Raw genomic sequence first — 25,312 nt, 5'->3', positions numbered from 1 at the left:
AAGGTATTACCCTTAAATAACTAAAGGTAATAAAGATGACTTCCTCTTTGAGTTTGCTACATCCACAGGGTTTCAAATACTCCACGCCAATATCACCCGATCAGCCGGAGGGCACGCCTTCCACTGGCAACCCCAGCGGCGCCACGCGTGCAATAGTCTCGGATCAATCCCTGTCACATACATCAGAGGCCCGCGCGCAGGGAAACGCGCAGAACTGGAAAAATGTGGCGCAGCACCTCACCACTGCCATGAACACCCTTGCGCAGGATGCGACGCCCCAAACCCTGCTGGCTCATTTGAGCAGTACTCAAACCGCCATTGACCCACGCTCCGCCTACCACCAGGACAGCGCGTCGGGAGGCCAGGCCTCTGTCAGTCTGGAAACCTTTCTCAAGCACCATAATTTGACTATGCCTGAAACCCGGCTTGATCTGGTTCACTTGGCGGACGCCGCGCACGCTCATGCATTGGAACAACCCTTGGGCAATCTCGGGGGGGCGCTATCCTGGCCCCTGCCCTTGACCTCGCAACAACGACACAAGGTGCGTGTCATTGCCGAAGCCGGGGTGATGCGGCATAGCCGCCACTCAGAGCCAGGCCCGGTCCGGTCAGAGCTGACAAAAGGCGCGCTGGGCGCCCTGATAAAAGCCAGCTCGCTGTCGGATGCCGAACTGCAAGACCCTGCCAAGGCCCTGGAAACCCTGCTCAAGTCCACCAAGGCCCAGGCGATGGGGCAAGCATTACAGAGCGGGCTTGAAGGGATTGCCACGCCAACCAGCATCAGCGACTACGTGTTGGCCGCCATTAACATTGGCCTCGATCGTGAATCCGTCGAGTCGCCCGCCAGGAATTCAATCGCCGGCTTCGACTTGGGGCAGGAAAAATACTGGGGCATGCCACCGTCAGCCATCGTTGAGGGGCTCAGTCGCCATCTGGTGGATAAAGGCCGGGCCACGCAAGCCACAGCCAAGCTGGCCACCCACCTGTTGCTGTCACGCATAGCGCCTCAGTTCCTGGTCAAGGACATTCCCGACACGCTGGTCAACGGCAGCCAGGCCTGGGTAAATTTCTGCCTGGCGGTGGCCAAGGTCGAAGCGAGTGCACCGGGTACCACATCACAGTTGGACTACGGCCAGGTGATGAGTGCCGCCCAAGTCTTGAATGATCCGCCGGTCCACGTCATCACAGCCTTGTTGCTGGACTGGGGCATGATCAATGGCCTTGTCGTAAAGAAGGATGATGCTGCCTACACCCCTCAGGAAGTGGAGAGCATCAGGACCGCGTTCAATCAGCAGTTGACTACCAGAGTCAAGGCCTCCCAATTACTGTCTGCCGAGATTCCAAGCAGAAAAGCCATCGCCCTGGCAAAGCTCAAGGAGCATTTTGGGGAAGGTATTCCGTTTGAATTGAAGTGCCTCTCGACCGTCTCCCAAGACAAAGCCAAGCAATTGGATGGGAAACACTCAATGCTGGACATGGCCATGATGGGCATCAACGTCAACTGGAAAACAGACGATGCCCGGGTCCCCATCAATGCGATCAACGAGCAGCCCAGGCTCAACGTCAACGGCATATTTCAAGGCCAATACGAGACGGCGACCCAATCGCTGAAAGAAGGCATTCAGACCCAGGTGAAACACCTGATTTCCGAACTCCCGCTGGAAGACCGGCAAAACCTGGAATTCGGTAAAATCGATTTCTATCAATCTAACCAGTACAAAATTGGCAGGGGGCTCATAAATCCCCCCACTTTCCAGTCAAGACTCAATGAGTTGCTGGTAAGAACTGAAAGAGAGGTCGACGGAAAACCCCAGGTCTGTGTTTATGAAATCGATATAAGAAACAAACGAATCGTCAAGCGCACGAGTGAGGCGGCCATCACCCGGGGTGATTGGCGCGACGCGAATATTCTGACCAAAGTCGAAAAATTCACCCCGGAACGCCTTGATCGCCAAGGGCGTGAAGCACACCAACCGAATACCCCTTTACCGGCCCCGTCGAGTTTTACCTCCGCCCGAACCCAGTACCTTGCGGACGCGTTTCTTGAACACCTTGATATCAACGGCAAGGACCAATGGCTGCAAGCCAATGGAACCACGACACTTGATGAGCAGAAAGCAGGCGATGAGCGAGTCAGGCAGTTCTTTCTCAACTTGATTCCGTTCAGGTCGGCCTATGTCAATTTTCGCGACGGTGATTATGAGGCAGGCCTTCTGGACCTTGGCCTGGATACTCTAGCGCTGGCCACGATGGGTTACGGTGTTTCCGCAAAAGCCGCCAAAGTGCTTGTATCCGCAGCGTCCCCTACTATAAAGGCGCTCCAGACGGCACGCGTCCTCGGCAGTGGTCTTATCGGCGCGCTCAATCCGCTCGGCGGGGTCAGGGGCTTGGCGACGGGAACCGCCAGCCTGGTCACACGTGGAGCAAGATTCCTCAGTGACTCCGGGCAGGTGCTGATTAACAAGGTACGTGGCGCATCGGGAAGCTATGACCTGTTGAAGGCGGCCAACAAGGAATATGGTCCGACGCTGATAGGGACTTATAAAGTCGGAGAGAATAGCGTCGACGGCGTCGCCGTTCTGAAAAACGATCGATGGTATAGCTTCGACCCTTTTCGAAACCTGCCCTATGGCCCGCCAATCGAGAACTTCTCCCCCCTGCGCGGCAGTCTGTTCGGTAGAGTCCCAGATACGTACCTGGCGAGTGCCGGAGAGAATATCTCTGCCGCGAGGACCTCCAACACACTTCCGAAATTCAACCAGGGTTATCGAAACGGTGCATTGGATGACTTGTCGGATTACTCTGGACAGCGCAGTTTCGAGGCGTTGATGGTATTAGCGGCCAAACCTGGCAGGACACCTGAAGAAATGGGGATTCTGGCCAGGGAGTTGAAGGCCAAAAGAATTGAAGAGGGCAAGTATTTCACTGCGCTGCTTACCCGCGATGTCGGGAATTCTCCCAGCGTTTCCATCAATAGCTTTGCCCAGTCGGACTACCTCGGCCGTGTTGATTTGACCTCCAACGGCGATTGCGCCGGGTTATCGAATGCCATGGCGCTCGCCTTGCATCGAGGAGACGAAAAAATATTCCTCGACAATCTTCGCAAGGCCTCCACCACTGAATCGCCCTCTCCGCTGCACACCCTATTCAATCACGATTTAAAAACACTGCAGTACGCCGTAAACACAAAGGACACCTTCCACGTAAACGCCGCCCCTTCATTGATCAATCATCAGTCCATCATCGACGATCTGAGCAGGTCCACGACGTCAAAATACCTGAGAATCAGCACGGAAGATCACGCCATGCTGGCAGGCATCAGAGTCAAGGATGGCCAAAAAGAGTGGTTTTTCTTCGAGCCCAATGGCGGACTGGTCAGGTTTGATAACGTAGAGTCTATGCGTGAAGGCATCGAGAAAATCCTCAATAGCGGCGGTGTCAGCGCGACCTTAAGGCCTAAGATTTCGCCGGGGGGCAAAAAGGGGTTCCACGTGAGCGCGTTCCATCCCGATGACATCGTCACAGACAAGGTGGACAGTTTTGCGGTTTCAATGATGGTATCCAGACCCCTGCCGCCTTAAGGCATGGCATTGATCCTGGCCCCCGGCAGGGCCAGGAGCTTCTGAACGAAGCCGCTTGCCCGGCAATGTGTTGAACGGCGCACAGGACGGAGCCACTGATGGCCCGCGGCCTCTGGTGAGTAACGCGACTTTTTCTTGCATTCCCGTCACAATGCCCCCGCCAACGGAACTTGCCGAGATTGACGCGACTCATTAGAGAATGGTCTTTCAACCGCTAAAGACCTGCACCTCCATTTTTTCGGGAACCCTCATTATGTCCGCAGTCTCCTCCACCCTCCTTGTCGTCGAAGACGATGCCATCGTGCGTATGCTGATCGTTGATGTGCTCGAAGAGTTGGAGTTCCTGGTGCTTGAAGCTGCCGATGCGCAAGAAGCCTTGAAGATTGTTGAAGACACCGCGCAGATCATCGACCTGATGATGACCGACGTCGGCCTGCCGGACATGGACGGCAAGCAACTGGCGGCCAAGGTGCGTGAATTGCGCCCCACCCTACCTATCCTGTTTGCCAGCGGCTATGCCGAGAATATTGATGTGCCCGCCGGGATGCAGGTGATCGCCAAGCCGTTCTCCATCGATCAATTGCGCGACAAAGTCAAATCGATGCTGCCTGCCGCCTGACCCCTCTTTTACACAGTGCCGCCCGGCAAGGGCGGCTATTTGTGCGTCTTTATCCACATGTTCAAGCCGCCGTACAGATCGGCATTGATGAGTTCACTTTATTCGCAGGGATTAACGTGACGTCAGGGAAATAAAACAGGAAACTCATCGCCTTTATTCCCCGGCAGTCAAACGAACTTTGGAAGGACGCAACAACATGATTGGAAAACCGACGCGCCTGCTGTTGGCGAGCCTCTCGATACTCATGAGTACCGGCGCCTGGGCCGAATTTACCGCCACCCCCAGCGAAGCCCGGGCCATCGCCAAGGAAGCCTACCTGTATGGCTACCCGGTGGTGGAGATGTACAAGACGCTTTACACCCAGGCCGTTGATAAGGGCGGTACCAACTTCAAGGCACCGTTCAACCATATCGGCAATACCGCCCAAGTGATCACCCCCAAGGACACCGCGTTCGTGACGCCGAACTCGGACACGCCCTACTCGTTCGTGTGGATGGACCTGCGCAGCGAGCCACTGGTGCTGACGCTGCCCAAGATCGAAGACGACCGTTACTACTCGGTGCAATTGATCGACCTCTACACGCAGAACATCGCCTATCTGGGCACCCGCAGCACCGGCAACAACGGCGGCCACTACATGATCGCCGGCCCGGACTGGAAAGGTCAGCAGCCGGTGAACGTGGACCGCGTGGTCTACAGCGAAAGCAACATCGCCTACGCCCTCTACCGTACGCAGTTGTTCGACGAGAAGGATCTGAACAAGGTCAAGCAGATCCAGAACGGCTACAAAGTCCAGTCTCTGAGCAATTACGTGAAGCAAGCTGCGCCGGCCAAGGCGCCGAAGGTCCCATGGCCCAAGCCCATGGCGACCATGACCGAAGGCCCGCAACTGTTTCGCTACCTGAACTTCATGCTGGCCTTCGCCGCACCCCAGGACAGCGAGAAAGACCTGCTGGCGCGCTTCGCCAAGATTGGTATCGCCCCGGGCGCACCCTTTAAGGTCAAGGAGTTGACCGCTGAACAGCGCAAGGCCCTGGAAGACGGTATCTCCGATGCACGCGCCGAGTTTGCCGCGTTCAAAAAGGACAAGGTCGACACGCATCAGGTCGCCAGTGGCGATTTGTACGGCAGCCGCGACCACCTGAACAACAACTACCTGTACCGCTACGCCGGTGCGGACATGGGGCTTTTCGGTAACTCCGGCGATGAGGTCGCGTACCTGAGCTATATCCTCGACAGCGAGGGCAAGCCCGCCAACGGCGCACGCCACAGCTACACCGTGCACTTCGCCAAGGACCAGTTGCCACCAGCCGATGCCTTCTGGTCGCTGACCATGTACGACGCCAAGACCAAGCTGCTGGTGCCCAACCACAAGAAGCGCTACCTGATCAATTCGCACATGCTGTCCGGCCTCAAGCGGGACGCCGATGGCGGCCTGACCTTGGCCCTGCAGCACCACGAGCCGCCGAAGGCCGAGCAGAGCAACTGGTTGCCGGCCCCACCCGGTCCGTTCTACGCAATCCTGCGGATTTACCTGCCCAAGCCTGAGGTGGGTAACGGCCAGTGGAAGCTGCCGCCGTTGACGCCGCTTAAGTAACACCGCGTGCCCGGTCGCGACCGCGTCAGGCCGGGCCATTCCTGCTGTAAGCGCCAACCCGTACTACCGCTGGTTTATCAAATTGTAAAACGGGTAATGTGCGCGCGATTGTCTACGGAGTTGCACTGCACATGACTTGCTGGAATGTCCTTGGCCTGGCGCCGGATGCCGATAGCCGCGCGATCAAGCGCCAATACGCCGCCCTGCTGAAGAAAACCCGGCCGGATGATGACCCCGAGGGTTTCCAGCGCCTGCGCGAAGCCTATGAGGCCGCGCTGGCGTGGAGTCAGGGGCAGCAGGAAGCTGACGAAGTGGTCATCGACATCCAGGGCGACAGCCTTGCCGACCACTACCAGGCAGCCATGGCCCATGGCAATGCGCTGCACTTTGAAATCCAGTTGTTGCTGCGCGACATCGAGGGGCATCTCAACCCCGAAGAAACCCGCTGGGCCTTTGAAACCTTCAACTGGCTGACGGCCTGGCAGCGCCTGGAACTGCCCGGCGAGCTGATCGAAAGACTCGAGCGCAAGCACCGCAGCGCTTTGCAGCAACCCTTGCGCCAGGCCCTTGAGCAAAAGGACGAGGCCGCTTTCCTGGCTGCCTATGCCGCACGTTCCGAACATCCCTGGGTGAACAATCACCCGCATGCCGAGTGGTTCAACCAATGGCTGGCCCGCCTGCTTGCACAGAGTCACTACTGGTCGAGCGCAGTGTTCGACTCGGTGTGCGCCGGCCAGCATTGGCACGGCGGCGCCGGTCATGACTGCCCGGCGGGGGATTGGACGCGGCTGTTGCAACGCCAGCAAGGCCCGGTCTTCATGGCACGCCAACGGGCACTCGCCGCAGAAGCGCCCAACAGCCCGCAACAACGGGCTGCCCGGCTGCTACTGGCACCGATGAGCCTGGGTCAGCGCCGTGCCTTCGCCCAACGCTTTGATGAACATGACTGGAAAGCCTGCCAGGCACTCAGTGCAGATATCTACACCGAGCACGTGGCCGAAGCCGAAACGATGCCCGGCGGTATCGTGTACTTCTGGCAAGGGTGGGACACGGCCATGGACACCTGGCCCTGGATTGTCGCGCTGGTGCTGAGTTGCCTGGTAGGCGTGCTGGTGAATGCCGAGCCCCTGGCCGGCAATGTGCTGCCGACCTTGGGCTACGGCCTGCTGTGGTCGTTGGGCGCCGTGATAGGCGCCGGATTGGCTTGGCAGGTCTGGAGCCCGCTGGCTCACCAGTACCGCGTGCTCGATGAACGACTCAGTGAGCGCCTGCCGCGCTGGTTCAGCCCTACTCACCTTCCGTTGTTGCCGATACGGGACCTGCTGCCAGGGCTGGTCCTTGCCGCAGTGCTGGGTTACGCGTTCGGCCCGTTTGCCAGCCTGGCGCTGGTCGCGACCCTGGCGGCTATCGGCGTGATCAAGCGGCCCTTCATGAACAGCCACACCACCTGGACCGCCCGCCACCCACGCTGGACGGCCCTGGGCATGGTGCTGTTGGTCATCAGTGGGATTGTGCTGTACACCGGCTTGACGGTGCTCGACAACCAGCAACACGTGACCCGTAACCAGGGCCTGCAACAGTGGCCCGAACGCCTGTGCAGCCGCATGCCTCGCAGCGCCCCCGACTGTCAGGCGCCCGCCACCCAGGCACAGTGGTATGGCCAGGAGGCCGCGCAATGAATCCGAAATGGTTGTTACCCATCAGCCTGGTATTGGGCCTGGGATTGCTCGGTGTGGCCGGCGCCACCAAACCGCTGCAACGCGTGCAATTATGGCTGGACCAACGGGACAGCCCTTCCACCGCGACGGCCAGCGCACTGGCGCCGATCATTGATTGTGTGAACCGCATTGATCGCGATACGCGCCTGGCTTACTACCGTATGCGTTCGACACAACCCGAGGCGCCCACCCAGGATAAGTTTGGCGACCGTGACGAGCCCGAGCCCCGCATTATCCAGGCGGCGGTCTGTTCGCAGCTGTACACCCTCAAACTGGAGCGTCAGCAGCCCGGAAGCCACCTCGGTACTCTCGCCATGGTGTATGCCGACAAGCTGAATAAATTCACCTCACTGGCGGACATGGTTGATCCGATACAAACCGAAGGTATGCCGTCGAACATGCGTCAATGGGTGGCGCAAGCCATGAACAAGCGGATGGTCGGGGAATTGGCCAACCGGGGCGAAGAGTACCTGAGCGCGTCCGCTGCGTTACGCACCCAGTTGGAAAACGAAGACATCCATCTGCGCCCGGTACAACTGGCGCGACTCGAAGCGCGCTTCGGCCGGGACCTGCATTGGCACCTGCTTAACCATATGATCGCGGCCCGTCAGGCGATGAACCAGATTGACCAGGGTGTACGCGACGCCAGCCTGACGCCCCAGCAACTGCTCAGCTTGACCGAGACGCTGCAACAGGCCAGCGATGCCAGCAAGGACTTCATGGCGAAAACGCCGCGCAGCAAGCGGGAGGATGAAGCCACTCACCTCTGGTACGCCACCCGCTCGTCAGCCGACGCGTACCTCCAGGCATTGCGCACTCTGCATCAGGACTGGCGGGAACACGCCCCGCCACAGCAACTGAGTGATGACTACTACCTCATCACCCGTCGCTACGACGCCCTGCTCAGCTACTACAACAAACCCGCCAGGAACGCGTTCTAGTCCCTAGTGTTTTTTCAGTTTCACATACGACTGATGCAGGTCCGACGCCCAGCCATCGATCACGCCTTTCACGTCATCGGCCTTCATCACCTGCGAGTCGTTGGACAGCGGCTTGCCCGTGCCCTTGCGCACCACTTGGGCGAGCACCTTGCCACTGGCACCATCGAGGAACTGCGCCTCGGTGCCGAGGGTAGTTTCCTGGTCGCGGATGCCGGTGCCGGTACTCACCGCCGCCGCCACCAGGGCCACAGGCACGAATTCATAGGGTTTGAGGCCTTCGGTCTTGCTGCTGACGGCAGTGATCGCCGCGCGCACCACCATCACACCGGGGCCAGGGCCGTTGGCCAGGGGCAGTGACTTGCCCAGCTCACGCTTGAGTGCCTGGTTGAAGTAAGTGTTGATGTCATTGAGGGTGCTGTCGGGAATTTTCGCGGTGGCCTGGGGCTTGGGGTAGAACTGCGTCGGTTCGATGTACACCGCGGTGTAGCGGCTCAGGTCCAGTTTGGGGTCGACCCAGCGCATCACCTCAGCCCCCGACGGCGACTTGGCTTCCTTGAGTTGGCTGTAGTCGGAAAGAAAACCCGAGTACTCGTCCGGTTGGGTGACCTTGCTGGCGCAGCCAGCCATAGCAATTGACGCGACGCACAGCGTACTGATCATTAGCCTTAGTTTCATTATTGAACTCCTTGGCGATCATCATTGAGGCATTGAGCTGTAGGTATAGCCAATCCTGGGCAAAAAATGCTTATTTGTACCCAATGTTTGACACACCCGCAGCCCGCATCAACGCTGTACGAAGCGGTCGCCCTCAGCCGCGTTCGCGCGGGATCAAGCTCTGCAACTGCGTGGCCAGGAAGTTGGCGTCGAAGCCAAAGGTGTCAGGGTCTTTCAAACCGTTGGTTTTTTTCCACAACCAGTCGTTTTTTTCGGCCGGCAGTACCAACGATACGCTGCCGTGACGGGCGGCGGTCAAACCCATCACCGACACCGAGATCAAGCCGCCGACGCCCATGACTTCGGGCACGAACTCCACGGTTTTACCGGTAATGTGCACCAGCAGTTTTTCGGTCTTGAAGGTCGACGTCTCCACCGGCACGCCCGGCCCGCTGGCGACATAGGCTTCACGGTGCACCTCCAGCAAGCCGACGGTTTTGACCGGCTCAAGCCATTGCTCGATCTGCCCGAACAACTCGCCGAGCTTTTGTGCCCAGCGGGCCGACTGCACATCGAACTGCTGCTTCTTGTGCGCTTCGCTATCGGCGTAATGACGAAGCATCTCGCCCAGTTGCTGTACATCGTCCATTGCGGATTTCCTTGGGTGTGCCAGGTTGCGATGCCCGATCATGGCAGATGCGGCCACTCACCGTACGATTAACGCTGACAGGCCAGTGGGCGTGCTTGTCGACTGATCCGCTGTAATGAGCTTTTTCTGAGCCTGTTTTGTTTTTCCCGCGTTTCCTACAGTGCCCGCCACTTGGAACCGTGGGAGGACTGAGCATGAGCACCGCAACAATCGAGCAGGCCTATAACTATAAAGTCGTCCGCCAATTCGTGATCGCCACCCTCGTATGGGGTGTGGTGGGCATGGCCATGGGGGTGTGGATCGCCTCGCAACTGGTCTGGCCCGAGATGAACCTGGACCTGCCCTGGACCACGTTTGGCCGACTGCGGCCGTTGCACACCAGCCTGGTGATCTTCGGCTTCGCCGGCAGCGCGCAATTTGCCGCCAGCTATTACGCGGTTCAGCGTACCTGCCAGGTACGGCTGTATTCCGACAGCCTCGCCGCGTTTACCTTCTGGGGCTGGCAGTCGGTGATCGTGATCATGCTGGTCAGCCTGCCCCTGGGCTACACCACCACCAAGGAATACGCCGAGATCGAGTTCTCCGGCGCGGTGTGGATGACCGTGGTATGGGTGGCCTACGCCATTGTGTTTTTCACCACGGTGGTGCGGCGCAAGACCCAACATATCTACGTGGGCAACTGGTTCTTCGGCGCTTTCATCGTGGTGATCGCCATGCTGCATGTGGTCAATCACCTGGCCATCCCGGTGGATTGGTTCAAGTCCTACCCGGTGTATTCCGGCGCGACCGATGCCATGGTGCAGTGGTGGTACGGGCATAACGCCGTCGGCTTTTTCCTGACCACCGGCTTCCTGGGGATGATGTATTACTTCGTGCCCAAACAGGTCGGGCGGCCGGTGTACTCCTATCGCCTGTCCATCGTGCACTTCTGGGCATTGATCACGTTGTACATCTGGGCCGGCCCGCACCACTTGCACTACACCGCCCTGCCCGACTGGGCGCAGTCGCTGGGCATGGCGATGTCGCTGATCCTGCTGGCCCCGAGCTGGGGCGGGATGATCAACGGCATGATGACCTTGTCCGGCGCCTGGCATAAATTGCGCACCGACCCGATCCTGCGCTTCCTGGTGCTGTCCCTGGCGTTCTATGGCATGTCGACCTTCGAAGGCCCGATGATGGCGATCAAGACCGTGAACGCCCTCTCCCACTACACCGACTGGACCATCGGCCACGTACACGCCGGCGCCCTGGGTTGGGTGGCGATGATCACCTTTGGCTCGCTGTACCACATGATCCCCAAGGTCTTCGGCCGCGAGCAGATGCACAGCGTGGCGCTGATCAACCTGCACTTCTGGCTGGCGACCATCGGCACCGTGCTGTACATCGCCTCAATGTGGGTCAACGGCATTACCCAAGGCCTGATGTGGCGCGCGGTAAACGACGACGGCACCCTCACCTACTCGTTTGTCGAAGCCTTGCAGGCCAGCCATCCGGGGTTTGTGGTGCGATTTGCGGGCGGAGTATTTTTCCTCTCGGGCATGTTGCTGATGGCCTACAACACTTGGCGCACCGTGCGGGTCGCAGACTTGAACGTGGCCCAACTCGATGCGCGGATCGCCTGATATGTGGAGTTTCCTGATTGTGGTGTGCCTGTACGGTGCGGTGGAGTATTGCCTGCGCGGGCAATCCGAGACGAGCCTGGACGAAGCCAGCATGTTGCCGTTCGCTGACGACCCGGAGGTGGCGCGGCGCGTTGAACAGGCCACAGGTAAACCCATCCAGGCAATTGCAGCGGAGCAACCCCGGCCGGGCTGGGTCAACCTGGACATGTGAAACTGCTCCGGTCATTTGGCCTGCAACTGCGTATGACTATTCAGCGGCCGATGGGTAAGGTGAAGCGACTTTCCCTGTCAGGAGCATCGCATGCGCACCATCGGCCTTATCGGCGGCATGAGCTGGGAGTCCAGCGCCGAGTACTACCGCATCATTAACCAGCGCGTGCGTGACCAGCTCGGCCCGCTGCGCTCGGCACAGGTGTTGATGTACAGCGTGGACTTCGGCCCCGTGGAGCAGGCCCAGCACGCCGGGCGTTGGGATGACGCCGCGCTGATCCTCGAAGACGCCGCGCGCCGTTTGCAGGCGGGCGGCGCCGAGTGTGTGGTGCTGTGTACCAACACCATGCATTTGGTGGCGCCGCGTATCGAGGCGGCGGTGTCGATTCCCTTCCTGCATATCGCCGATGCGGCCGCTGCGGCGGCGGTGGCAGCCGGTACCCTGACGGTCGGCTTGCTCGGCACCGCGTTCACCATGGAGCAGGATTTTCTCACGTCACGCCTGGCCGCCCAGGGGCTCACCGTGCTGGTGCCGGACGCGGAGGAGCGCCGCGCCGTGCACCGGATCATCTATGAGGAGTTGTGCGTCGGCGTGATCAGCGATGCGTCCCGCCAGGTCTACCTGCGGGTCATCGACTCCCTGGCTGCACGGGGTGCCCAGGCGGTCATCCTCGGTTGCACGGAAATCAGCCTGTTGGTCAAGCCCGAACACAGCGACCTGCCGCTGCTGGACACCACCGAGCTGCATGCGCACGCTGCGGTGGCGTTTGCGCTGGAGGGTTAAGCCGACTTGCGCAGGCGCGCCATGCTCAGGGTGTCGACGAACACCCCATCGCGCAGGGCGTAGTCACGCAAGCGCCCTTCGACCTCGAAGCCGAACTTGCGGTACAGGTGGTGCGCGGCGTCGTTGTCGGCGTACACCGTGAGTTCCACCCGGTGCAGGTTCATCCAGTTGTCGGCCACGTCCAGCGCGGCCGTCAACAACCGCGAGCCTACGCCCTTGCCCTGCCAGGCCGTGGCCACGCCCATGCCGAACGAACCCACATGCGCCTGGCGCACGCGCAGGTACTGTTCCAGGCCCAGTTGGCCGATCACCTCACCGCCGTGCACCGCCACCAGTTGCAGGCGCCGTTCGTTGTCCATCACCAGGCGCTTGCGCCACGCCTCGACCGACTGGAACGGCATCTGCAGCACCTGCCGGCACACGGCCGGTTCGTTATAGAGCGCCGCGACACCTTCAAGGTGGGCCTCGGTAAAGCGCTGGATCACGATGTGGGGTTCAGGTGTGTGCATTGTGTTTCATCCTTTGAAAAACAAGTGGCCGGCCAGTGTAGAGGCCATGCCCGCCCCCTGGCTAGGGCGCCGGTGCGGTCGTCCACAACGACGGCCAATCGCCGTAACCCACACCGGTGCAGCGCGGCATCACATGAAACTCACTGAGCTGGAACGCCTTGCCGTCGAACACCCAGACGCCACCGCCGCCACAGTCACCGATCCCGCGCTGCTTGTAGAAATAACTCAGGGTGCCAGAGGCTTCGTCATAGCCCACCGAGCCTTGCAGCGCGGCGCCGTCCAACGGCAAGGGCTCAAGCTCCAGCGGCGTTTGCGCATATGGCGCCTGACGCTGGCGGCTGACCACGTCGAACTCACAGTTGTAGGCCGCGCAGTCGTAGCGCGCCACCGTCATCGCCTGTTGCGCCGTCAGCGCCCCGGCCGTTGCCTCGGGCTCACCCTCCTCCGGCGTCACGGCCTGCAATGCAGCCGCCACCAGGCCCGTCTGTTCCTGCACGGTCAACGCCGGCGGCGCAGGGAACTTGCGCAGCACCGGCGTCGGCAAGCGTGGCGGCACCTCACTGGCCGGAGCTTTTCCGGGGCGTGCCAGGGCCGTCACGTTATCCACCCGCCCCTGCACCGCATCCATCAACAGCAGCGAAGCACTCAGGCCGCTGAGCGACACATGCGCCTGCTCATCGCCCGGCAATTGCAAGCGCTGGCCATTGCGCAAACGCTGCAACCAGCGCCGCGCTGCGGCGTCCTCGATCACGCCGTAAGACTGCACCTCGGGATCGCCGCCCTGATCGTCCAGTTCTACGTGCAAATCCCGGGTCAGTTCCAGGCCCAGCGGCTGACCGTCCAACACCAGGGTCGACAGGTCCAGCGCTTCGCCGCGATGGTCGAAGCGCAAGCGTAGATACCCCTCGGGGCCGGCCTGATGCCAGATGTGCAAGGTCAGGGCGCTGTAGTCTTCTTCATCGACGCCACTGGGCGCGCTCAGGGCATGGCAATTGCGCAGGTTGTCGCAACCGGTGACCCAGTTCTTGATTTCCCGCAGCAGCGGCACGGTTTCAGCGGGCGGTTGAGCGAAGGCATGGGTGGCGGTGCCGGTCAGCAGCAGGGCCAGGAGTACGGGGCGTAGCATGGGGACTCTCCGTGTCGAAAAAGGCGCGGATTGTCCCATGTTCGGCGTGATGCGTCAGCGCTTGGCCGCCACTCGCCACACCCGCGCAATATCCGCCGCGCGCTCGCGCAGCAAACGCGGTGCCTCGCTGCAGGCCTGCTCCAGGCTCATCGGGCCGCTCGGCAAGGCAAATGCCGCATCCACGCCATGGGCGTACATCTGCTCGTAGCCGTCGCCCAGGGTGCCGGCGATGACGATCACCGGAACGCCGTGTTGCCGGGCGATACGGGCCACGCCGAAGGGGGTCTTGCCGCGCAGGGTCTGGGCGTCGAAGCGGCCTTCGCCGGTGATGACCAGGTCGGCGCCGCGTACGGCTTCGTCAAGTCCTACCAGTTCGGCGACGACGTCCACGCCCGCGCGGAACTGCGCACCGAGGAACGCCTTGGCGGCAAAACCCAGGCCGCCAGCGGCGCCGCTGCCGGGTTCGTCGCGCACGTCCTTGGGCAGGACGTTGGCGCAGTGATCGGCAAAGTGGCCAAGGGCAGCGTCCAGTTGTTGCACCTGCTCAGGGTTGGCACCTTTTTGCGGGCCGAATATCGCCGAGGCGCCGTGGGGGCCGCACAGCGGGTTGTTCACATCGGCGGCGATTTCAAAGCGTACCTGGGTCAGGCGCGGATCGAGTTTTTCCAGGTTGATATGCGCCAGTCGTGACAAGGCCAGGCCTCCGGGAGGCAAGGCCTGTTCCGCAGCGTCGAACAGTTGCACGCCCAGGGCTTGCATCGCACCCGCACCGCCGTCGTTGGTGGCGCTGCCGCCAATCGCCAGAATGATGCGCTGGGCACCCAGGTCCAAGGCCGCGCGAATCAGCTCGCCGGTGCCGTAGGTGCTGCTGGTGCACGCATCGCGCTGGCTTGGCGGTACCAATTGCAGGCCGCTGGCTTCGGCCATTTCGATGATCGCGGTGTGGCTGTCGGCCAACCAGCCCCAACGTGCTTCAACCGTCCCGCCCAGAGGGCCACGCACCGCCTGGCGGCGCAATTGGCCGTTACAGGCGGCGAGCACCGAGTCCACCGTGCCTTCACCACCGTCCGCCATCGGGCACTGGATCACCTGTGCATCCGGCCAGACTTGCGCCAACCCTGCGGCAATGGCCTGGGCGACGCCCTCGGCACTCAGGCTGTCCTTGAACGAGTCGGGGGCGATGATGATTTTCATGGGCTTTCTCCGGTTTTTATGACGCCCATGCTGCCAGTTGGCACCGCCGATGACGCCGGTCCGATGCACAAGTACGGGTAAGGTTTGTTGTTCATTCCGACAAAGCCTGGGGCAACAGCTGCACGCCGAGGTACAGTGCCAGCATGCCGTCCAGGGTCAGCGGGTCGACGCCGCTGAGTTCGGCGATGCGCTCCATGCGGTAGCGCAGGCTGTTGCGGTGAATGCCGAGGGCGTCGGCACAGGCCTGGCTTTGCCCGTCGTGTTCGCACCAACTGCGCAGCGTGGCCAGGAGTTGGCCGTTGCTGTCCTTGGCCAGCACCTTGCGCAATGGGTTGAGCAGTTCGTCGAGGGCATCGTCGTTGCGATGACGCCAGAGCATCACCGGCAAGCGGTAGCGGTTGAGGGTCAAGAGCCGCGACTGCGGCAGCACATCGCGACCGTAGGCCAGTAAATCGCCGACGCGACGATAGCAACGGCGCAATCCGGCCAGGCCATCCGCCTGCCCGCCGACGGCCACGCGAAGGATGTTCCAGCCCAGGCCTTCGAGCTTTTCCAGCAGCCGTGAATTGTCCACCTGCTGTGCCGCCGGTCGGCACCACAGCAGCGAGAACTGCGCCGAGCTCACGCACCAACTGTCCGGATAGCGCGAGGTCAGCCAGGTGTTCAATGCTTCCGCCGATTGGCCCGCCCCCAGTTCGAACAGGTACGGCGTGCGCGCCAGCTGCGGCTTGAGGCCCAATTGCTGGGCTTCATCGACCAGGCGTGGTGAGTCGCCGCTGTCGGCGAGGAGCAACGCCAACAGATCATCGCAACGCTGGCGTCGCCATTGCTGCTCGGTTTGCTGGTGACGATGGCTGACGAGCATTTCGGCGGTCATGCGCACCAGTTCGGCATAAGTGCGCAACAACTCGGGCTCGCCGGTGATGCCCAGTACGCCAATCAGGCGCTGATCGTGCATCAGCGGCAGGTTGATGCCCGGCTGCACGCCCTTGAGGTGCTTGGCGGTCTGGCCGTCGATCTCGACCACGCGACCATTGGCCAGCACCAATTGTGCTCCTTCGTGGCGGGTGTTGATGCGCTCGGGTTCGCCGCTACCGAGGATCAGGCCTTGGCTGTCCATGACATTGACGTTGTAGGGCAGGATCGCCATGGTCCTATCGACGATATCCTGCGCCAGGTCATGATCCAGCTCGAACATGCGGCCATCTCCTTGAAAGAAAGCACTTGAAAGCGTGCTTGTTCATCGGCACAGCGCAAAGCATGCATCACTGTGCGCAAGCACAAAGACAGCACCCCGCCACCTGGCCGAGACTCGTTGGGCGATCGACGTTACCCTCGCATCGCGCAAAATCATAATAAAGAGAGATTCCCATGTCACAGAGCGCCGCTGTCACACTGGCCACCGATGACGATAAAAACGCCATCTACAAGCGCGTTACCCTGCGCTTGATCCCCTTCATTTTCATCTGCTATCTGTTCAACTACCTCGACCGGGTCAACGTTGGCTTTGCCAAGTTGCAGATGCTCGATGCGCTGAAATTCAGCGAAACCGTGTACGGCCTGGGTGCCGGGATCTTCTTTATCGGCTACGTGCTGTGTGGCGTGCCGAGCAACCTGGCGCTGACCAGGTTCGGTCCACGGCGCTGGATTGCGTTGATGATGATCGTCTGGGGCACGCTGTCCACCTGCCTGCTGTTCGTCACCACGCCGACGCATTTCTACACCTTGCGCCTGTTTACCGGTGCGGCTGAAGCCGGCTTCTTCCCCGGTGTGGTGCTGTACCTCTCGCAGTGGTTCCCGACGTTCCGCCGTGGGCGGATCATGGCGCTGTTCATGTCGGCGATCCCGGTGTCCGGTTTGCTCGGCAGCCCGTTTTCCGGCTGGATCCTCAACCACTTCGCCGCCGGCCAAGGCGGCTTGGCGGGCTGGCAGTGGATGTTCCTGCTGCAAGGCATTCCGACCGTGATTCTCGGCGCCCTCGCCTACTTCCTGCTCAGCGACAGCTTTGCCCACGCCAAGTGGCTCAAGCCCCACGAGCGCGCAGTGCTGGAAGCCGACCAGGCCACCGACCTGGCTAACAAGCCGAAAACCACCAACGATTCACTCGCCGAAGTGTTCAAGAACCCGGCGATCTGGGCGTTCGGCCTGATCTACTTCTGCATCCAGAGCGGTGTGTACGCCATCAACTTCTGGCTGCCGTCGATCATCAAGAACCTGGGCTTCAGCGATAACCTGATGATCGGATGGCTCAGCGCGATTCCATACCTGCTGGCCGCTGTCTTCATGTTGCTGGTGGGCCGCTCGGCGGACTTGCGCAAGGAGCGTCGCTGGCATCTTGTCGTGCCGATGTTGATGGGCGCCATCGGCCTGGTGATTGCCGTGAACTTCGCCACCACGCCAGCCATCGCCATCCTCGGCCTGACCATCGCGACCATGGGCGCCCTCACCGGCCTGCCGATGTTCTGGCCGGTACCGACCGCCATGCTCAGTGCGGGCGCAGCGGCCGGTGGCCTGGCGCTGATCAACTCCATGGGCCAGATGGCCGGCTTCCTCAGCCCGTATATCGTCGGTTTTGTGAAGGACGCCACCGGCTCCACGGATGTGGCGCTGTACCTGCTGGCGGCGGTAATTGTGGCGGGCAGTGTGTTGGCGTTGCGGATGACGCGGACCTTGAAGGTATAACACGGTCCATGTGGGAGGGGCGGGGCGACGATTCGACTTGCCGCCTCCCACATATAGTCCGCGTTTACAGCAGCCCGCCGCCGTCGATATCAATGACAGCACCGGTCATGTAGCCATTCTCCATGGCCAGCACATACCCCGCCGCCACTTCCTCTGCCTGCCCTACGCGCCCCACCGGCAATGCGCCACCCGCCTTGGCAAACATCGCCAAGCGCTGGTCCTCGGCCAACCCCGCATACGCAGGGGTATCAATCACACCGGGACTCACCACGTTAACGCGACGCGGTGCCAACTCCTTGGCCAACTGCTTGCCCAGGGCTTCAGTGGCCGCGTTGATACCGACTTTGATGAACTGGCCCGGCGCCAATTTGCGCCCCAGTTGCCCGGAGGTCAGGCTGATGCTGCCGCGCTCATCAAGAAAAGGCAGCGCCTGTTGGATCGCCCGCAACGCGCCCCAGAGTTTCACGTTGAAGTTGTCCTGGGCCTCGTCCAGATCGGTTTCGATCAAGGTCTTGGCCCGCACCGAGGGGCCGGAGGTGTACACCAGATGGTCAAACCGCCCGACGGTTTCGAACAAACGCTGCAGGGAGGCGGCGTCGGTGACGTCCACGGGTTCGCTGCGCAGGCCGTTTTGGCTGCCCGACGAGAGACGTCGCCCCGCCAACACCACCTGAGCACCGCGTGCAGCGGCGGCCTTGGCCACGGCTGCGCCGATCCCGCTGCTGCCGCCGATGACGATGACCGTTTTACCGTTGAGGGGAGAAGTCATTAAGAAATGTCCTGGGTCAGAAAGTGAGCGCTCATCTTCCCAGCTTGGCAATCAGCGAAAAATCCCGGTAAAACGACAGGATCTTTAAAGGATTTTTACAAATGAGCTCAATCCTCGACCTTGAAGTGTTCGCACGCACCGCCGACACCGGCAGCCTGTCCGCCGCCGCACGTGGGCTGGGTCTGACCCCCGCAGCGGCCAGCATCGCCCTCAAGCGCCTGGAAACCCGGTTGGGCACCCGCCTGCTGGCACGCTCCACCCGCAGCATGCGCCTGACCGAAGAAGGTCGCCGCTACCTCGACAGCGTGCGCGAAGCGCTGGCCGCATTGGCCGAAGGCGAGCAAGCGCTCAAGCAGCAGAGCCAGGGCCTGACCGGCCTGTTGCAGTTGGCCGCGCCCTCGGATTTTGGCCGCAATGTAGTCCTGGGCTGGCTGGATGAGTTCAAGCAGGAACACCCGCACATCCGCCTGCAATTGCTGCTCAACGACAGCAATGCCGACCTGTTCCGCGACACCGTCGATATCGCCCTGCGTTTCGGCGTCCCACGGGACTCCAGCCTGGTGGCGCTGCCGGTGGTCCCCGACCACCAACGCATTCCCTGCGCCAGCCCCGACTACCTGGCGCGCCACGGCACGCCGCGCACCCCGGCGGAGTTGGCGCAGCACAACACGCTGCGGTACATGCGCCAGGGCCGGGCCAACAGCACCTGGTACTTTCGCCAGGGCACGACGTTGCAGGAAGTTGAGGTGACGGGCGACTACCTGAGCGATGACGGCGAGATTGTGCGGCGCTGGGCACTCGCCGGCCACGGTATTGCCTACAAGGCCAACCTCGACATCGCCCGGGACCTCAAGGCCGGACGGCTGGTGCAACTGTTGCCGGACTGGCAGGGAGAACCCACCCCGTTCAACCTGATGTGCCCCCACCGCCTGCAAGTGTCGGAACGGGTGAAAGTGTTGCACCGGTTTCTACAAGTGCGCTGCCAGGCCCTGTTACACCCATCGCGGCCCTAAGTTTCAGCTATTAAGAGGTGGCTTTTTAAACCTGTCATTTATGACAGTATCTCAGCGTACCTATCGCATTTAGCATGTCCATTCCGAAGTCCCCTTCACATTGCGCAAGGAACATCGAGATGACAACTAAAGCTAAACCAACCGCGAGCACGGGCAGCCTCACCGCAGCGTTTACCGGCAGCCATACCCATTCGTTCGTATCCGATCTCGACAGACAACATATCTTCAAGTCCGGAGAGCACTGGCGTTTCAGTGGGGTTGAATTGCAAAGCGGCGACCCACACCAGAATTATTATGGGCTGAACGTGGTGCTTCCGGCTGATCTTGAAGAGAACGGCAAGAAGCACATCTACAGCTTCCCCGACGAGGTCACCGGCTTTGTCTTTGCACCCTATGGAGCAGGTATTTCCGTCTATCGGATTGTAAGTGGGGAGATCACCGTTTCAGTCCTAAATGAGGAAATGAACGCAACCTTCCATTTATCGGCGGAATTTAACGAAGCGCATGTAGACCTTACCGACGGCGAGCTTCACTTGAAGGGAATATCCTACCCAAGGCTCTATACAGATACCTTCAATGGAACATTCCGTAATAGCCCGTTTCCTTCACATGAAGATTTTGTAGCAAAGACCGTTGGCATTATCAGTCACGAATCGCCCTTTTTCCCGGACAGCTGGGAAGTCTTTGGCTCGCGGGATATCGACTCTTTTCCACCCTCAAACCAAATCGTCAGCATCCAGATAACAAAAAACCTGACCGAGCATGACTATGTCATCTCCCCAAAAAGCACGGAGGTTTTCGTCAACTGCAGCGCCCGTCCCGCTTACGGCCTCTATGCCGCAGTAGGAGGAAACCTGCATTTCGATTCACTCCCCGCTACAGGCCGCGCGAAAGGCACATTGAAATGCAGTTTTATTGTGAGAGAAGGCGTGGAGTTTCAGTTCGACGGTGGATTCGACGTAGGCACGCCCCTCTATATCGCTTGATCTTGTTCAAAGATGTAAGCCCCCGCCGCTCTCAACTGGTAACGCCGAATCACCCGCGGCGTTATCAGTTGCACACGGCCACGGCGGGGGGACAGGCGGGTCCGTGCACGCCGATACGCCGACGTTGAGCTTGTTCTAGAGCCTTGCTCTCTGGTATTGCATAGCACTCGTCAATGCTTTTGAGGAATGCACCATGATTTACCGCACGTTGGGCCAGTCCGGTTTGAAGGTCAGTGCCTTGACTCTGGGCACCATGATGTTTGGCGAACAGACAAACACCGAGGACTCGCTGCGCATCATCGACAAGGCCTGGGACCAGGGCGTCAATTTCATCGACACGGCGGACGTGTACACCGGCGGGCGCTCCGAGGAAATCGTCGGCGAAGCCATCGCTCGCCATCGTCAGGATTGGGTGGTGGCGTCGAAAGTCGCCATTGGCCCCACGGAGGGCCTGCCCAACCGCAGTGGCCTGAGCCGCAAGCGCATCTTCAACGCGTTGGAAGCCAGCCTCACCCGCCTCGATACCGACTACCTCGACATCTACTACCTGCACCGCGAAGATCACGACACCCCACTGGAGGTGACGGTATCGGCCATCGGCGACCTGATCCGCCAGGGCAAGATCCGTTACTGGGGCCTGTCCAACTATCGCGGCTGGCGGATTGCCGAGGTGATCCGTGTCGCCGAACGCCTGGGCGTGGACAAGCCGGTGATCAGTCAGCCGCTGTACAACATCGTCAACCGTCAGGCCGAAGTCGAACAGATCACCGCCGCCGCCGCGTACGGCCTGGGGGTCGTACCTTACAGCCCACTGGCGCGTGGCGTGCTCAGCGGCAAATACGCACCGGACGTCACACCCGAAGCCGGCAGCCGTGCCGCCCGCCAGGACAAGCGCATCCTGGAAACCGAATGGCGCATGGAGTCACTGCGCATCGCCCAGCAGATCCAGCAATACACCCAGGGCCGTGGCGTGGGCATTGTCGAGTTTGCGATAGCCTGGGTGCTGAACAACGCGGCGGTGAGCTCGGCGATCGTAGGGCCGCGCACCGAGGCGCAGTGGGATGCCTACACCGGCGCGCTGGACGTGAAGATCACGGCTGAGGATGAGGCTTTTATCGACTCGCTGGTGACTCCGGGGCATTCCTCCACGCCGGGGTTCAATGATGTAGGCCATTTTGTCTCGGGCCGGGTGGCGCGCGCGTAGGCTGAGTGACCAGGCTACGGTTGTAGAGCGGGCTTACTGTGGCGAGCGGGCTTGCACCGCTCGCAACAACAACAACAACAACAACAACAACCCGACTGACCCTACCAAGCCGACCCAGAAAGCGGTAACGAGAAATTTTCCTGAAAAACGCCCCAAAACAGCGCAACCCTCTCGACTCAAAAGCACCATAATCCCCTCTTGAAATTCCCCTTTTTTTTGAAATTGGTTTTCGCGAGGACAGCGTGTCTAAAGGAGTTGTGTTATCGGTGTCGGCCTCGGTGTTGTTTGCCGTGATGTACTACTTCACGTCATTGCTGACGCCATTGAGCGGCCTGGAAATTTTCGGCTGGCGCATGTTGCTGACCGTGCCGTGCATGACGGTATTCATGATCGTCAGTGGCGAATGGCGGCGGGTGTGGGAGTTGCTGCAAGTGCTCGCGGCCAAGCCTCGGCTGATCGGCGGTGTGGTGCTGTCGTCGGCCTTGCTGGGCGTGCAGTTGTGGTTGTTCATGTGGGCACCGCTGAACGGGCGCAGCCTGGATGTATCGGTAGGTTACTTCCTGCTGCCGCTGAGCATGGTGCTTACCGGACGCCTGGTATGGGGCGAACAGCTTTCATACCTGCAAAAAATCGCGGTGTTTTTTGCCAGCCTCGGGGTGCTTAACGAGTTGTTCCAGGCCGGCGGGTTTTCCTGGGCGACGCTGGTGGTGATCATCGGTTACCCGCTGTACTTCATCGCGCGCAAATACCTCAAGACCGACCACCTGGGAGGACTGTGGCTGGACATGGCGCTGATGTTGCCGGTGGCCTGGTGGTTTGTGCAAAGCGGCGAACAGGGTTTCGCGGTGATGGATGCCCACCCCAGGCTGTACGGGTTGATCCCGGTACTGGGCCTGATCAGTGCCTCGGCGCTGGTGAGCTATATCATTGCCAGTCGGTTGCTTGCATTCAGCCTGTTCGGACTGCTCAGTTATGTCGAGCCGGTGCTGTTGCTGGTAGTGGCGCTGCTGTTGGGTGAAGGCATCAAGGCAGGCGAATGGTTGACCTACATCCCGATCTGGATCGCAGTCATGGTACTGGTGTTCGAAGGGTTCAAACATTTGGTGCGTCAGCGCCGGGCCTGAATGCCAAACGACAAAAAGCCCGACCGAGGCGTCCCTCGGTCGGGCTTTTTTCATGCTCAGTCGGCGGTCAACACGCCACGACGTACCTGGTCCCGCTCGATGGACTCGAACAGCGCCTTGAAGTTACCCTCGCCAAACCCATCATCGCCCTTGCGCTGGATGAACTCGAAGAACACCGGGCCCATCAGGGTTTCCGAGAAGATCTGCAGCAACAGGCGCTTGTCGCCTTCGATTGACGAGCCGTCCAGCAGGATGCCACGTGCTTGCAGTTGATCCACCGGTTCGCCGTGGTTCGGCAGGCGGCCTTCGAGCATTTCATAGTAGGTGTCCGGCGGCGCAGTCATGAAGCGCATGCCGATCTTCTTGAGTGCGTCCCAGGTCTTGACCAGGTCGTCGGTGAGGAACGCCACGTGCTGGATGCCCTCGCCATTGAACTGCATCAGGAACTCTTCGATCTGCCCGGCGCCCTTGGACGACTCTTCGTTCAGGGGGATGCGGATCATGCCGTCCGGGGCGCTCATGGCCTTGGACGTCAGGCCGGTGTATTCGCCTTTGATATCGAAGTAGCGCGCTTCGCGGAAGTTGAACAGTTTCTCGTAGAAGCCGGCCCAGTAGGCCATGCGCCCGCGATACACATTGTGGGTCAGGTGGTCGATGACCTTGAGGCCGGCGCCTTGCGGGTTACGCTCGACGCCGTCGAGGTAGACGAAGTCGATGTCATAGATCGAGCTGCCCTCACCAAAACGGTCGATCAGGTACAGCGGCGCGCCGCCGATGCCCTTGATGGCCGGCAGGTTCAGCTCCATCGGGCCGGTTTCGATATGGATGGGCTGAGCCCCCAGTTCCAGCGCGCGGTTGTAGGCTTTTTGCGAATCCTTGACGCGGAACGCCATGCCGCACACCGACGGGCCGTGCTCGGCGGCGAAATAGGAGGCGATGCTGTTGGGCTCATTGTTAAGGATCAGATTGATCTCGCCCTGGCGGAACAGTTGGACGTTCTTGGAGCGATGGTTCGCGACTTTGGTGAAGCCCATGATCTCGAAGATCGGCTCCAGGGTGCCGGGGGTCGGCGATGCGAATTCGATAAATTCAAAGCCCATCAGGCCCATTGGGTTTTCGTAGTGGTCGGTCATGGCCGGCGCCTCATCATTCTTGTGGGTAGCAAGTGGTTATGTGCGAGCAAGGATGAGGTCGGAGGGCGGCGCGCAGGAAAGGCCTCGCACACTGCGGGCGAGGAAGTCACCAAAGATGAGGGGGGAGCCGAGTAGCTTCATGGTTACATCAGTCTCTGACGGCCGAGGCTTGCGTGAGCGCAAGTCCATATTCTTGTATGCGTAAATCGATTCTACACAGCGTAACCGTATTTGTCCGTACTCTTATCAAATCCCCATTGCCCTGGCCTGTGCAAGGGGTTTGTTGCACAAGTAGATGCCCAACAGGATGACGGCCCCGCCCGCCAGCATGGGCGCCGTCAGTTGTTCCCCCAGCAGCAGTGCGCCGCAGATCACCGCCGTCAGTGGGTTAAGTGCGATAAATACGCCGGCGCGCGTCGCGCCGATGCGCCGGATACCGTCGTAGTAACCGATATATGCCAGCGCCGAGCCCAAAACGCCGAGGTAGGCCAGGCTGAGCCAATGGGTTATCGGCAAGCAACCAAGCGCTTCTACGCTGACGCTTGCGGTGACAAACGCGGTGGTGGTCAACATCAACGTACCCAGCAGCACCGACCAGGTGACCGTCTGCAATGGCCCCAGGCTTTGGTTGAGCCCACGGGCACACAGCGAATAAACGCCCCACCCCGCCACACAGCCAAGGATCAGTAAATCGCCGATCCAGGCATCGGCGGTGGCCTGCAACAACTGCGGGTTACGGCTGACAATGACCGTCCCGGCACCGACCAGGCACAACAGGATACCCAGCAGCTTGATCCGACTCAGCCGCTCCTTGAATAACAGCCAGCTCGCCAAGCCGATCACCGCCGGGTTCAACGCCACGATCAACGAAGCCCGCGACGCATTGATGTACTGCAACCCATAGAAGAAGCACAGGTTGTAGAAAAAAATCCCGAAGAATCCCAGCACCGCCAGTTGCGCAAACTGCCGAAGATTGGGACGCAACAGAGGAATACGCGCGCAGGCCATGAACAGCAACAACGCCAGACTGGCGAGGATAAAACGCAGGCTGGCGGCCAGCAGCGGATTGAGGTGGTCGGCCAGGAAGCGCCCGGCGACAAAGGTGCCGCCCCAGATCATGGTGACGGCGGCGAGTTTGCAATAAGTCAGGTGATCGGAGGCGAGTCGCATGAGGGATGAGCTCAAGGTACGGAAGAA

At 60.5% G+C, this 25,312-nt stretch carries 22 protein-coding genes; 13 read left to right on the top strand and 9 right to left on the bottom strand.

Annotated features, from left to right (window positions below; genetic code table 11):
* Positions 1–35 precede the first annotated feature (35 nt).
* From HCF10_RS20880 to HCF10_RS20860, 5 genes are all read left to right on the top strand, one after another.
* Entirely contained in the window at positions 36–3,581 is a 3,546-nt protein-coding gene (locus HCF10_RS20880) for a hypothetical protein (protein ID WP_167656305.1), read from the top strand.
* A gap of 253 nt (positions 3,582–3,834) precedes the next feature.
* On the top strand, positions 3,835–4,200 hold the full coding sequence (locus HCF10_RS20875) for a response regulator (RefSeq protein ID WP_131696248.1): 366 nt from the start codon (positions 3,835–3,837) through the stop codon (positions 4,198–4,200).
* A gap of 196 nt (positions 4,201–4,396) precedes the next feature.
* Positions 4,397–5,797 (top strand): DUF1254 domain-containing protein, encoded by a 1,401-nt coding sequence (locus HCF10_RS20870; protein ID WP_131696247.1) that lies wholly within the window; start codon positions 4,397–4,399, stop codon positions 5,795–5,797.
* Positions 5,798–5,928: 131 nt separating this feature from the next.
* The gene (locus HCF10_RS20865) at positions 5,929–7,476 is read left to right on the top strand and encodes a J domain-containing protein (protein WP_167656304.1); all 1,548 of its coding nucleotides are present in this window, start codon (positions 5,929–5,931) and stop codon (positions 7,474–7,476) included.
* Positions 7,473–8,456 (top strand): DUF3829 domain-containing protein, encoded by a 984-nt coding sequence (locus HCF10_RS20860; RefSeq protein WP_167656303.1) that lies wholly within the window; start codon positions 7,473–7,475, stop codon positions 8,454–8,456. The genes HCF10_RS20865 and HCF10_RS20860 overlap by 4 nt, the downstream gene beginning before the upstream one ends.
* Positions 8,457–8,459: 3 nt before the next feature.
* Here the strand turns inward: HCF10_RS20860 and HCF10_RS20855 are convergent, their stop codons facing one another.
* Both HCF10_RS20855 and HCF10_RS20850 read right to left on the bottom strand, forming a co-directional pair.
* On the bottom strand, positions 8,460–9,131 hold the full coding sequence (locus HCF10_RS20855) for a DUF3313 domain-containing protein (RefSeq protein WP_167656302.1): 672 nt from the start codon (positions 9,129–9,131) through the stop codon (positions 8,460–8,462).
* A 133-nt stretch (positions 9,132–9,264) separates the two neighbouring features.
* Entirely contained in the window at positions 9,265–9,759 is a 495-nt protein-coding gene (locus HCF10_RS20850) for a hypothetical protein (protein WP_167656301.1), read from the bottom strand.
* 194 nt (positions 9,760–9,953) lie between these two features.
* Here HCF10_RS20850 and ccoN point away from each other — a divergent pair, with 194 nt between their 5' ends.
* The 3 genes from ccoN (at position 9,954) to HCF10_RS20835 (ending at position 12,375) form a co-directional block, all read left to right on the top strand.
* The gene (gene ccoN, locus HCF10_RS20845) at positions 9,954–11,381 is read left to right on the top strand and encodes a cytochrome-c oxidase, cbb3-type subunit I (protein WP_145337809.1); all 1,428 of its coding nucleotides are present in this window, start codon (positions 9,954–9,956) and stop codon (positions 11,379–11,381) included.
* A gap of 1 nt (position 11,382) precedes the next feature.
* Positions 11,383–11,592, top strand: a complete 210-nt coding sequence (locus HCF10_RS20840) for a cbb3-type cytochrome c oxidase subunit 3 (protein ID WP_131696241.1) — start codon at positions 11,383–11,385, stop codon at positions 11,590–11,592.
* A 90-nt stretch (positions 11,593–11,682) separates the two neighbouring features.
* The gene (locus HCF10_RS20835) at positions 11,683–12,375 is read left to right on the top strand and encodes an aspartate/glutamate racemase family protein (RefSeq protein WP_167656300.1); all 693 of its coding nucleotides are present in this window, start codon (positions 11,683–11,685) and stop codon (positions 12,373–12,375) included.
* Here the strand turns inward: HCF10_RS20835 and HCF10_RS20830 are convergent.
* The 4 genes from HCF10_RS20830 to HCF10_RS20815 all read right to left on the bottom strand — a co-directional run bounded on the left by HCF10_RS20830 (position 12,372) and on the right by HCF10_RS20815 (position 16,402).
* On the bottom strand, positions 12,372–12,884 hold the full coding sequence (locus tag HCF10_RS20830; protein ID WP_145337806.1) for a GNAT family N-acetyltransferase: 513 nt from the start codon (positions 12,882–12,884) through the stop codon (positions 12,372–12,374). The genes HCF10_RS20835 and HCF10_RS20830 overlap by 4 nt on opposite strands.
* Before the next feature lie 61 nt (positions 12,885–12,945).
* The gene (locus tag HCF10_RS20825; RefSeq protein ID WP_167656299.1) at positions 12,946–14,010 is read right to left on the bottom strand and encodes a DUF1176 domain-containing protein; all 1,065 of its coding nucleotides are present in this window, start codon (positions 14,008–14,010) and stop codon (positions 12,946–12,948) included.
* A gap of 54 nt (positions 14,011–14,064) precedes the next feature.
* The gene (locus tag HCF10_RS20820; protein ID WP_167656298.1) at positions 14,065–15,204 is read right to left on the bottom strand and encodes a glycerate kinase; all 1,140 of its coding nucleotides are present in this window, start codon (positions 15,202–15,204) and stop codon (positions 14,065–14,067) included.
* Positions 15,205–15,295: 91 nt separating this feature from the next.
* Positions 15,296–16,402, bottom strand: coding sequence for a sugar diacid recognition domain-containing protein (locus HCF10_RS20815; protein WP_167656297.1), 1,107 nt, complete (start codon positions 16,400–16,402; stop codon positions 15,296–15,298).
* A 173-nt stretch (positions 16,403–16,575) separates the two neighbouring features.
* On the opposite strand from HCF10_RS20815, the gene HCF10_RS20810 reads away from it, so the two are divergent.
* Positions 16,576–17,886 (top strand): MFS transporter, encoded by a 1,311-nt coding sequence (locus HCF10_RS20810; protein ID WP_167656296.1) that lies wholly within the window; start codon positions 16,576–16,578, stop codon positions 17,884–17,886.
* Between the two features lie 64 nt (positions 17,887–17,950).
* Here HCF10_RS20810 and HCF10_RS20805 read toward each other — a convergent pair whose 3' ends face one another.
* Positions 17,951–18,655: an SDR family oxidoreductase gene (locus tag HCF10_RS20805; RefSeq protein ID WP_167656295.1), complete on the bottom strand. Its 705-nt coding sequence runs from the start codon at positions 18,653–18,655 to the stop codon at positions 17,951–17,953.
* Between the two features lie 101 nt (positions 18,656–18,756).
* Here HCF10_RS20805 and HCF10_RS20800 point away from each other — a divergent pair, with 101 nt between their 5' ends.
* From HCF10_RS20800 to rarD, 4 genes are all read left to right on the top strand, one after another.
* Positions 18,757–19,668 carry a LysR family transcriptional regulator gene (locus HCF10_RS20800; RefSeq protein WP_167656294.1) on the top strand — a complete coding sequence of 304 codons (912 nt, stop codon included), beginning with the start codon at positions 18,757–18,759 and terminating at the stop codon, positions 19,666–19,668.
* A 119-nt stretch (positions 19,669–19,787) separates the two neighbouring features.
* Complete coding sequence (locus HCF10_RS20795; protein ID WP_131696230.1) at positions 19,788–20,654, top strand: hypothetical protein; 867 nt, start codon at positions 19,788–19,790, stop codon at positions 20,652–20,654.
* Positions 20,655–20,847: 193 nt separating this feature from the next.
* A complete protein-coding gene (locus tag HCF10_RS20790) occupies positions 20,848–21,858 on the top strand; it encodes an aldo/keto reductase (RefSeq protein WP_131696229.1) in 1,011 nt (336 codons plus the stop codon).
* Positions 21,859–22,100: 242 nt separating this feature from the next.
* Complete coding sequence (gene rarD, locus HCF10_RS20785) at positions 22,101–22,982, top strand: EamA family transporter RarD (RefSeq protein WP_131696228.1); 882 nt, start codon at positions 22,101–22,103, stop codon at positions 22,980–22,982.
* 56 nt (positions 22,983–23,038) lie between these two features.
* Here the strand turns inward: rarD and hppD are convergent, their stop codons facing one another.
* The gene (gene hppD, locus HCF10_RS20780) at positions 23,039–24,115 is read right to left on the bottom strand and encodes a 4-hydroxyphenylpyruvate dioxygenase (protein WP_027606579.1); all 1,077 of its coding nucleotides are present in this window, start codon (positions 24,113–24,115) and stop codon (positions 23,039–23,041) included.
* A 246-nt stretch (positions 24,116–24,361) separates the two neighbouring features.
* Positions 24,362–25,285 carry a DMT family transporter gene (locus HCF10_RS20775; protein WP_167656293.1) on the bottom strand — a complete coding sequence of 308 codons (924 nt, stop codon included), beginning with the start codon at positions 25,283–25,285 and terminating at the stop codon, positions 24,362–24,364.
* Positions 25,286–25,312: the final 27 nt, after the last annotated feature.

This window comes from Pseudomonas sp. B14(2022) (assembly GCF_012030485.1).
Taxonomy (GTDB): domain Bacteria; phylum Pseudomonadota; class Gammaproteobacteria; order Pseudomonadales; family Pseudomonadaceae; genus Aquipseudomonas.
The sequence above is the reverse complement of the archived record's forward strand: the minus strand, read 5'-3'. Positions and strand labels throughout refer to the sequence as shown.

What these genes read in the sequence shown, in the direction of transcription:
- HCF10_RS20790 (WP_131696229.1), top strand. Translation starts at nt 20,848, where the DNA reads ATGATTTACCGCACGTTGGGCCAGTCCGGTTTGAAGGTCAGTGCCTTG.
- HCF10_RS20805 (WP_167656295.1), bottom strand. Translation starts at nt 18,655, where the DNA reads ATGACTTCTCCCCTCAACGGTAAAACGGTCATCGTCATCGGCGGCAGC.
- HCF10_RS20815 (WP_167656297.1), bottom strand. Translation starts at nt 16,402, where the DNA reads ATGTTCGAGCTGGATCATGACCTGGCGCAGGATATCGTCGATAGGACC.
- HCF10_RS20865 (WP_167656304.1), top strand. Translation starts at nt 5,929, where the DNA reads ATGACTTGCTGGAATGTCCTTGGCCTGGCGCCGGATGCCGATAGCCGC.
- HCF10_RS20830 (WP_145337806.1), bottom strand. Translation starts at nt 12,884, where the DNA reads ATGCACACACCTGAACCCCACATCGTGATCCAGCGCTTTACCGAGGCC.
- HCF10_RS20855 (WP_167656302.1), bottom strand. Translation starts at nt 9,131, where the DNA reads ATGAAACTAAGGCTAATGATCAGTACGCTGTGCGTCGCGTCAATTGCT.
- HCF10_RS20835 (WP_167656300.1), top strand. Translation starts at nt 11,683, where the DNA reads ATGCGCACCATCGGCCTTATCGGCGGCATGAGCTGGGAGTCCAGCGCC.
- HCF10_RS20825 (WP_167656299.1), bottom strand. Translation starts at nt 14,010, where the DNA reads ATGCTACGCCCCGTACTCCTGGCCCTGCTGCTGACCGGCACCGCCACC.
- HCF10_RS20850 (WP_167656301.1), bottom strand. Translation starts at nt 9,759, where the DNA reads ATGGACGATGTACAGCAACTGGGCGAGATGCTTCGTCATTACGCCGAT.
- HCF10_RS20870 (WP_131696247.1), top strand. Translation starts at nt 4,397, where the DNA reads ATGATTGGAAAACCGACGCGCCTGCTGTTGGCGAGCCTCTCGATACTC.
- HCF10_RS20860 (WP_167656303.1), top strand. Translation starts at nt 7,473, where the DNA reads ATGAATCCGAAATGGTTGTTACCCATCAGCCTGGTATTGGGCCTGGGA.
- HCF10_RS20820 (WP_167656298.1), bottom strand. Translation starts at nt 15,204, where the DNA reads ATGAAAATCATCATCGCCCCCGACTCGTTCAAGGACAGCCTGAGTGCC.
- HCF10_RS20795 (WP_131696230.1), top strand. Translation starts at nt 19,788, where the DNA reads ATGACAACTAAAGCTAAACCAACCGCGAGCACGGGCAGCCTCACCGCA.
- HCF10_RS20840 (WP_131696241.1), top strand. Translation starts at nt 11,383, where the DNA reads ATGTGGAGTTTCCTGATTGTGGTGTGCCTGTACGGTGCGGTGGAGTAT.
- HCF10_RS20875 (WP_131696248.1), top strand. Translation starts at nt 3,835, where the DNA reads ATGTCCGCAGTCTCCTCCACCCTCCTTGTCGTCGAAGACGATGCCATC.
- ccoN (WP_145337809.1), top strand. Translation starts at nt 9,954, where the DNA reads ATGAGCACCGCAACAATCGAGCAGGCCTATAACTATAAAGTCGTCCGC.
- hppD (WP_027606579.1), bottom strand. Translation starts at nt 24,115, where the DNA reads ATGACCGACCACTACGAAAACCCAATGGGCCTGATGGGCTTTGAATTT.
- HCF10_RS20800 (WP_167656294.1), top strand. Translation starts at nt 18,757, where the DNA reads ATGAGCTCAATCCTCGACCTTGAAGTGTTCGCACGCACCGCCGACACC.
- HCF10_RS20880 (WP_167656305.1), top strand. Translation starts at nt 36, where the DNA reads ATGACTTCCTCTTTGAGTTTGCTACATCCACAGGGTTTCAAATACTCC.
- HCF10_RS20810 (WP_167656296.1), top strand. Translation starts at nt 16,576, where the DNA reads ATGTCACAGAGCGCCGCTGTCACACTGGCCACCGATGACGATAAAAAC.
- HCF10_RS20775 (WP_167656293.1), bottom strand. Translation starts at nt 25,285, where the DNA reads ATGCGACTCGCCTCCGATCACCTGACTTATTGCAAACTCGCCGCCGTC.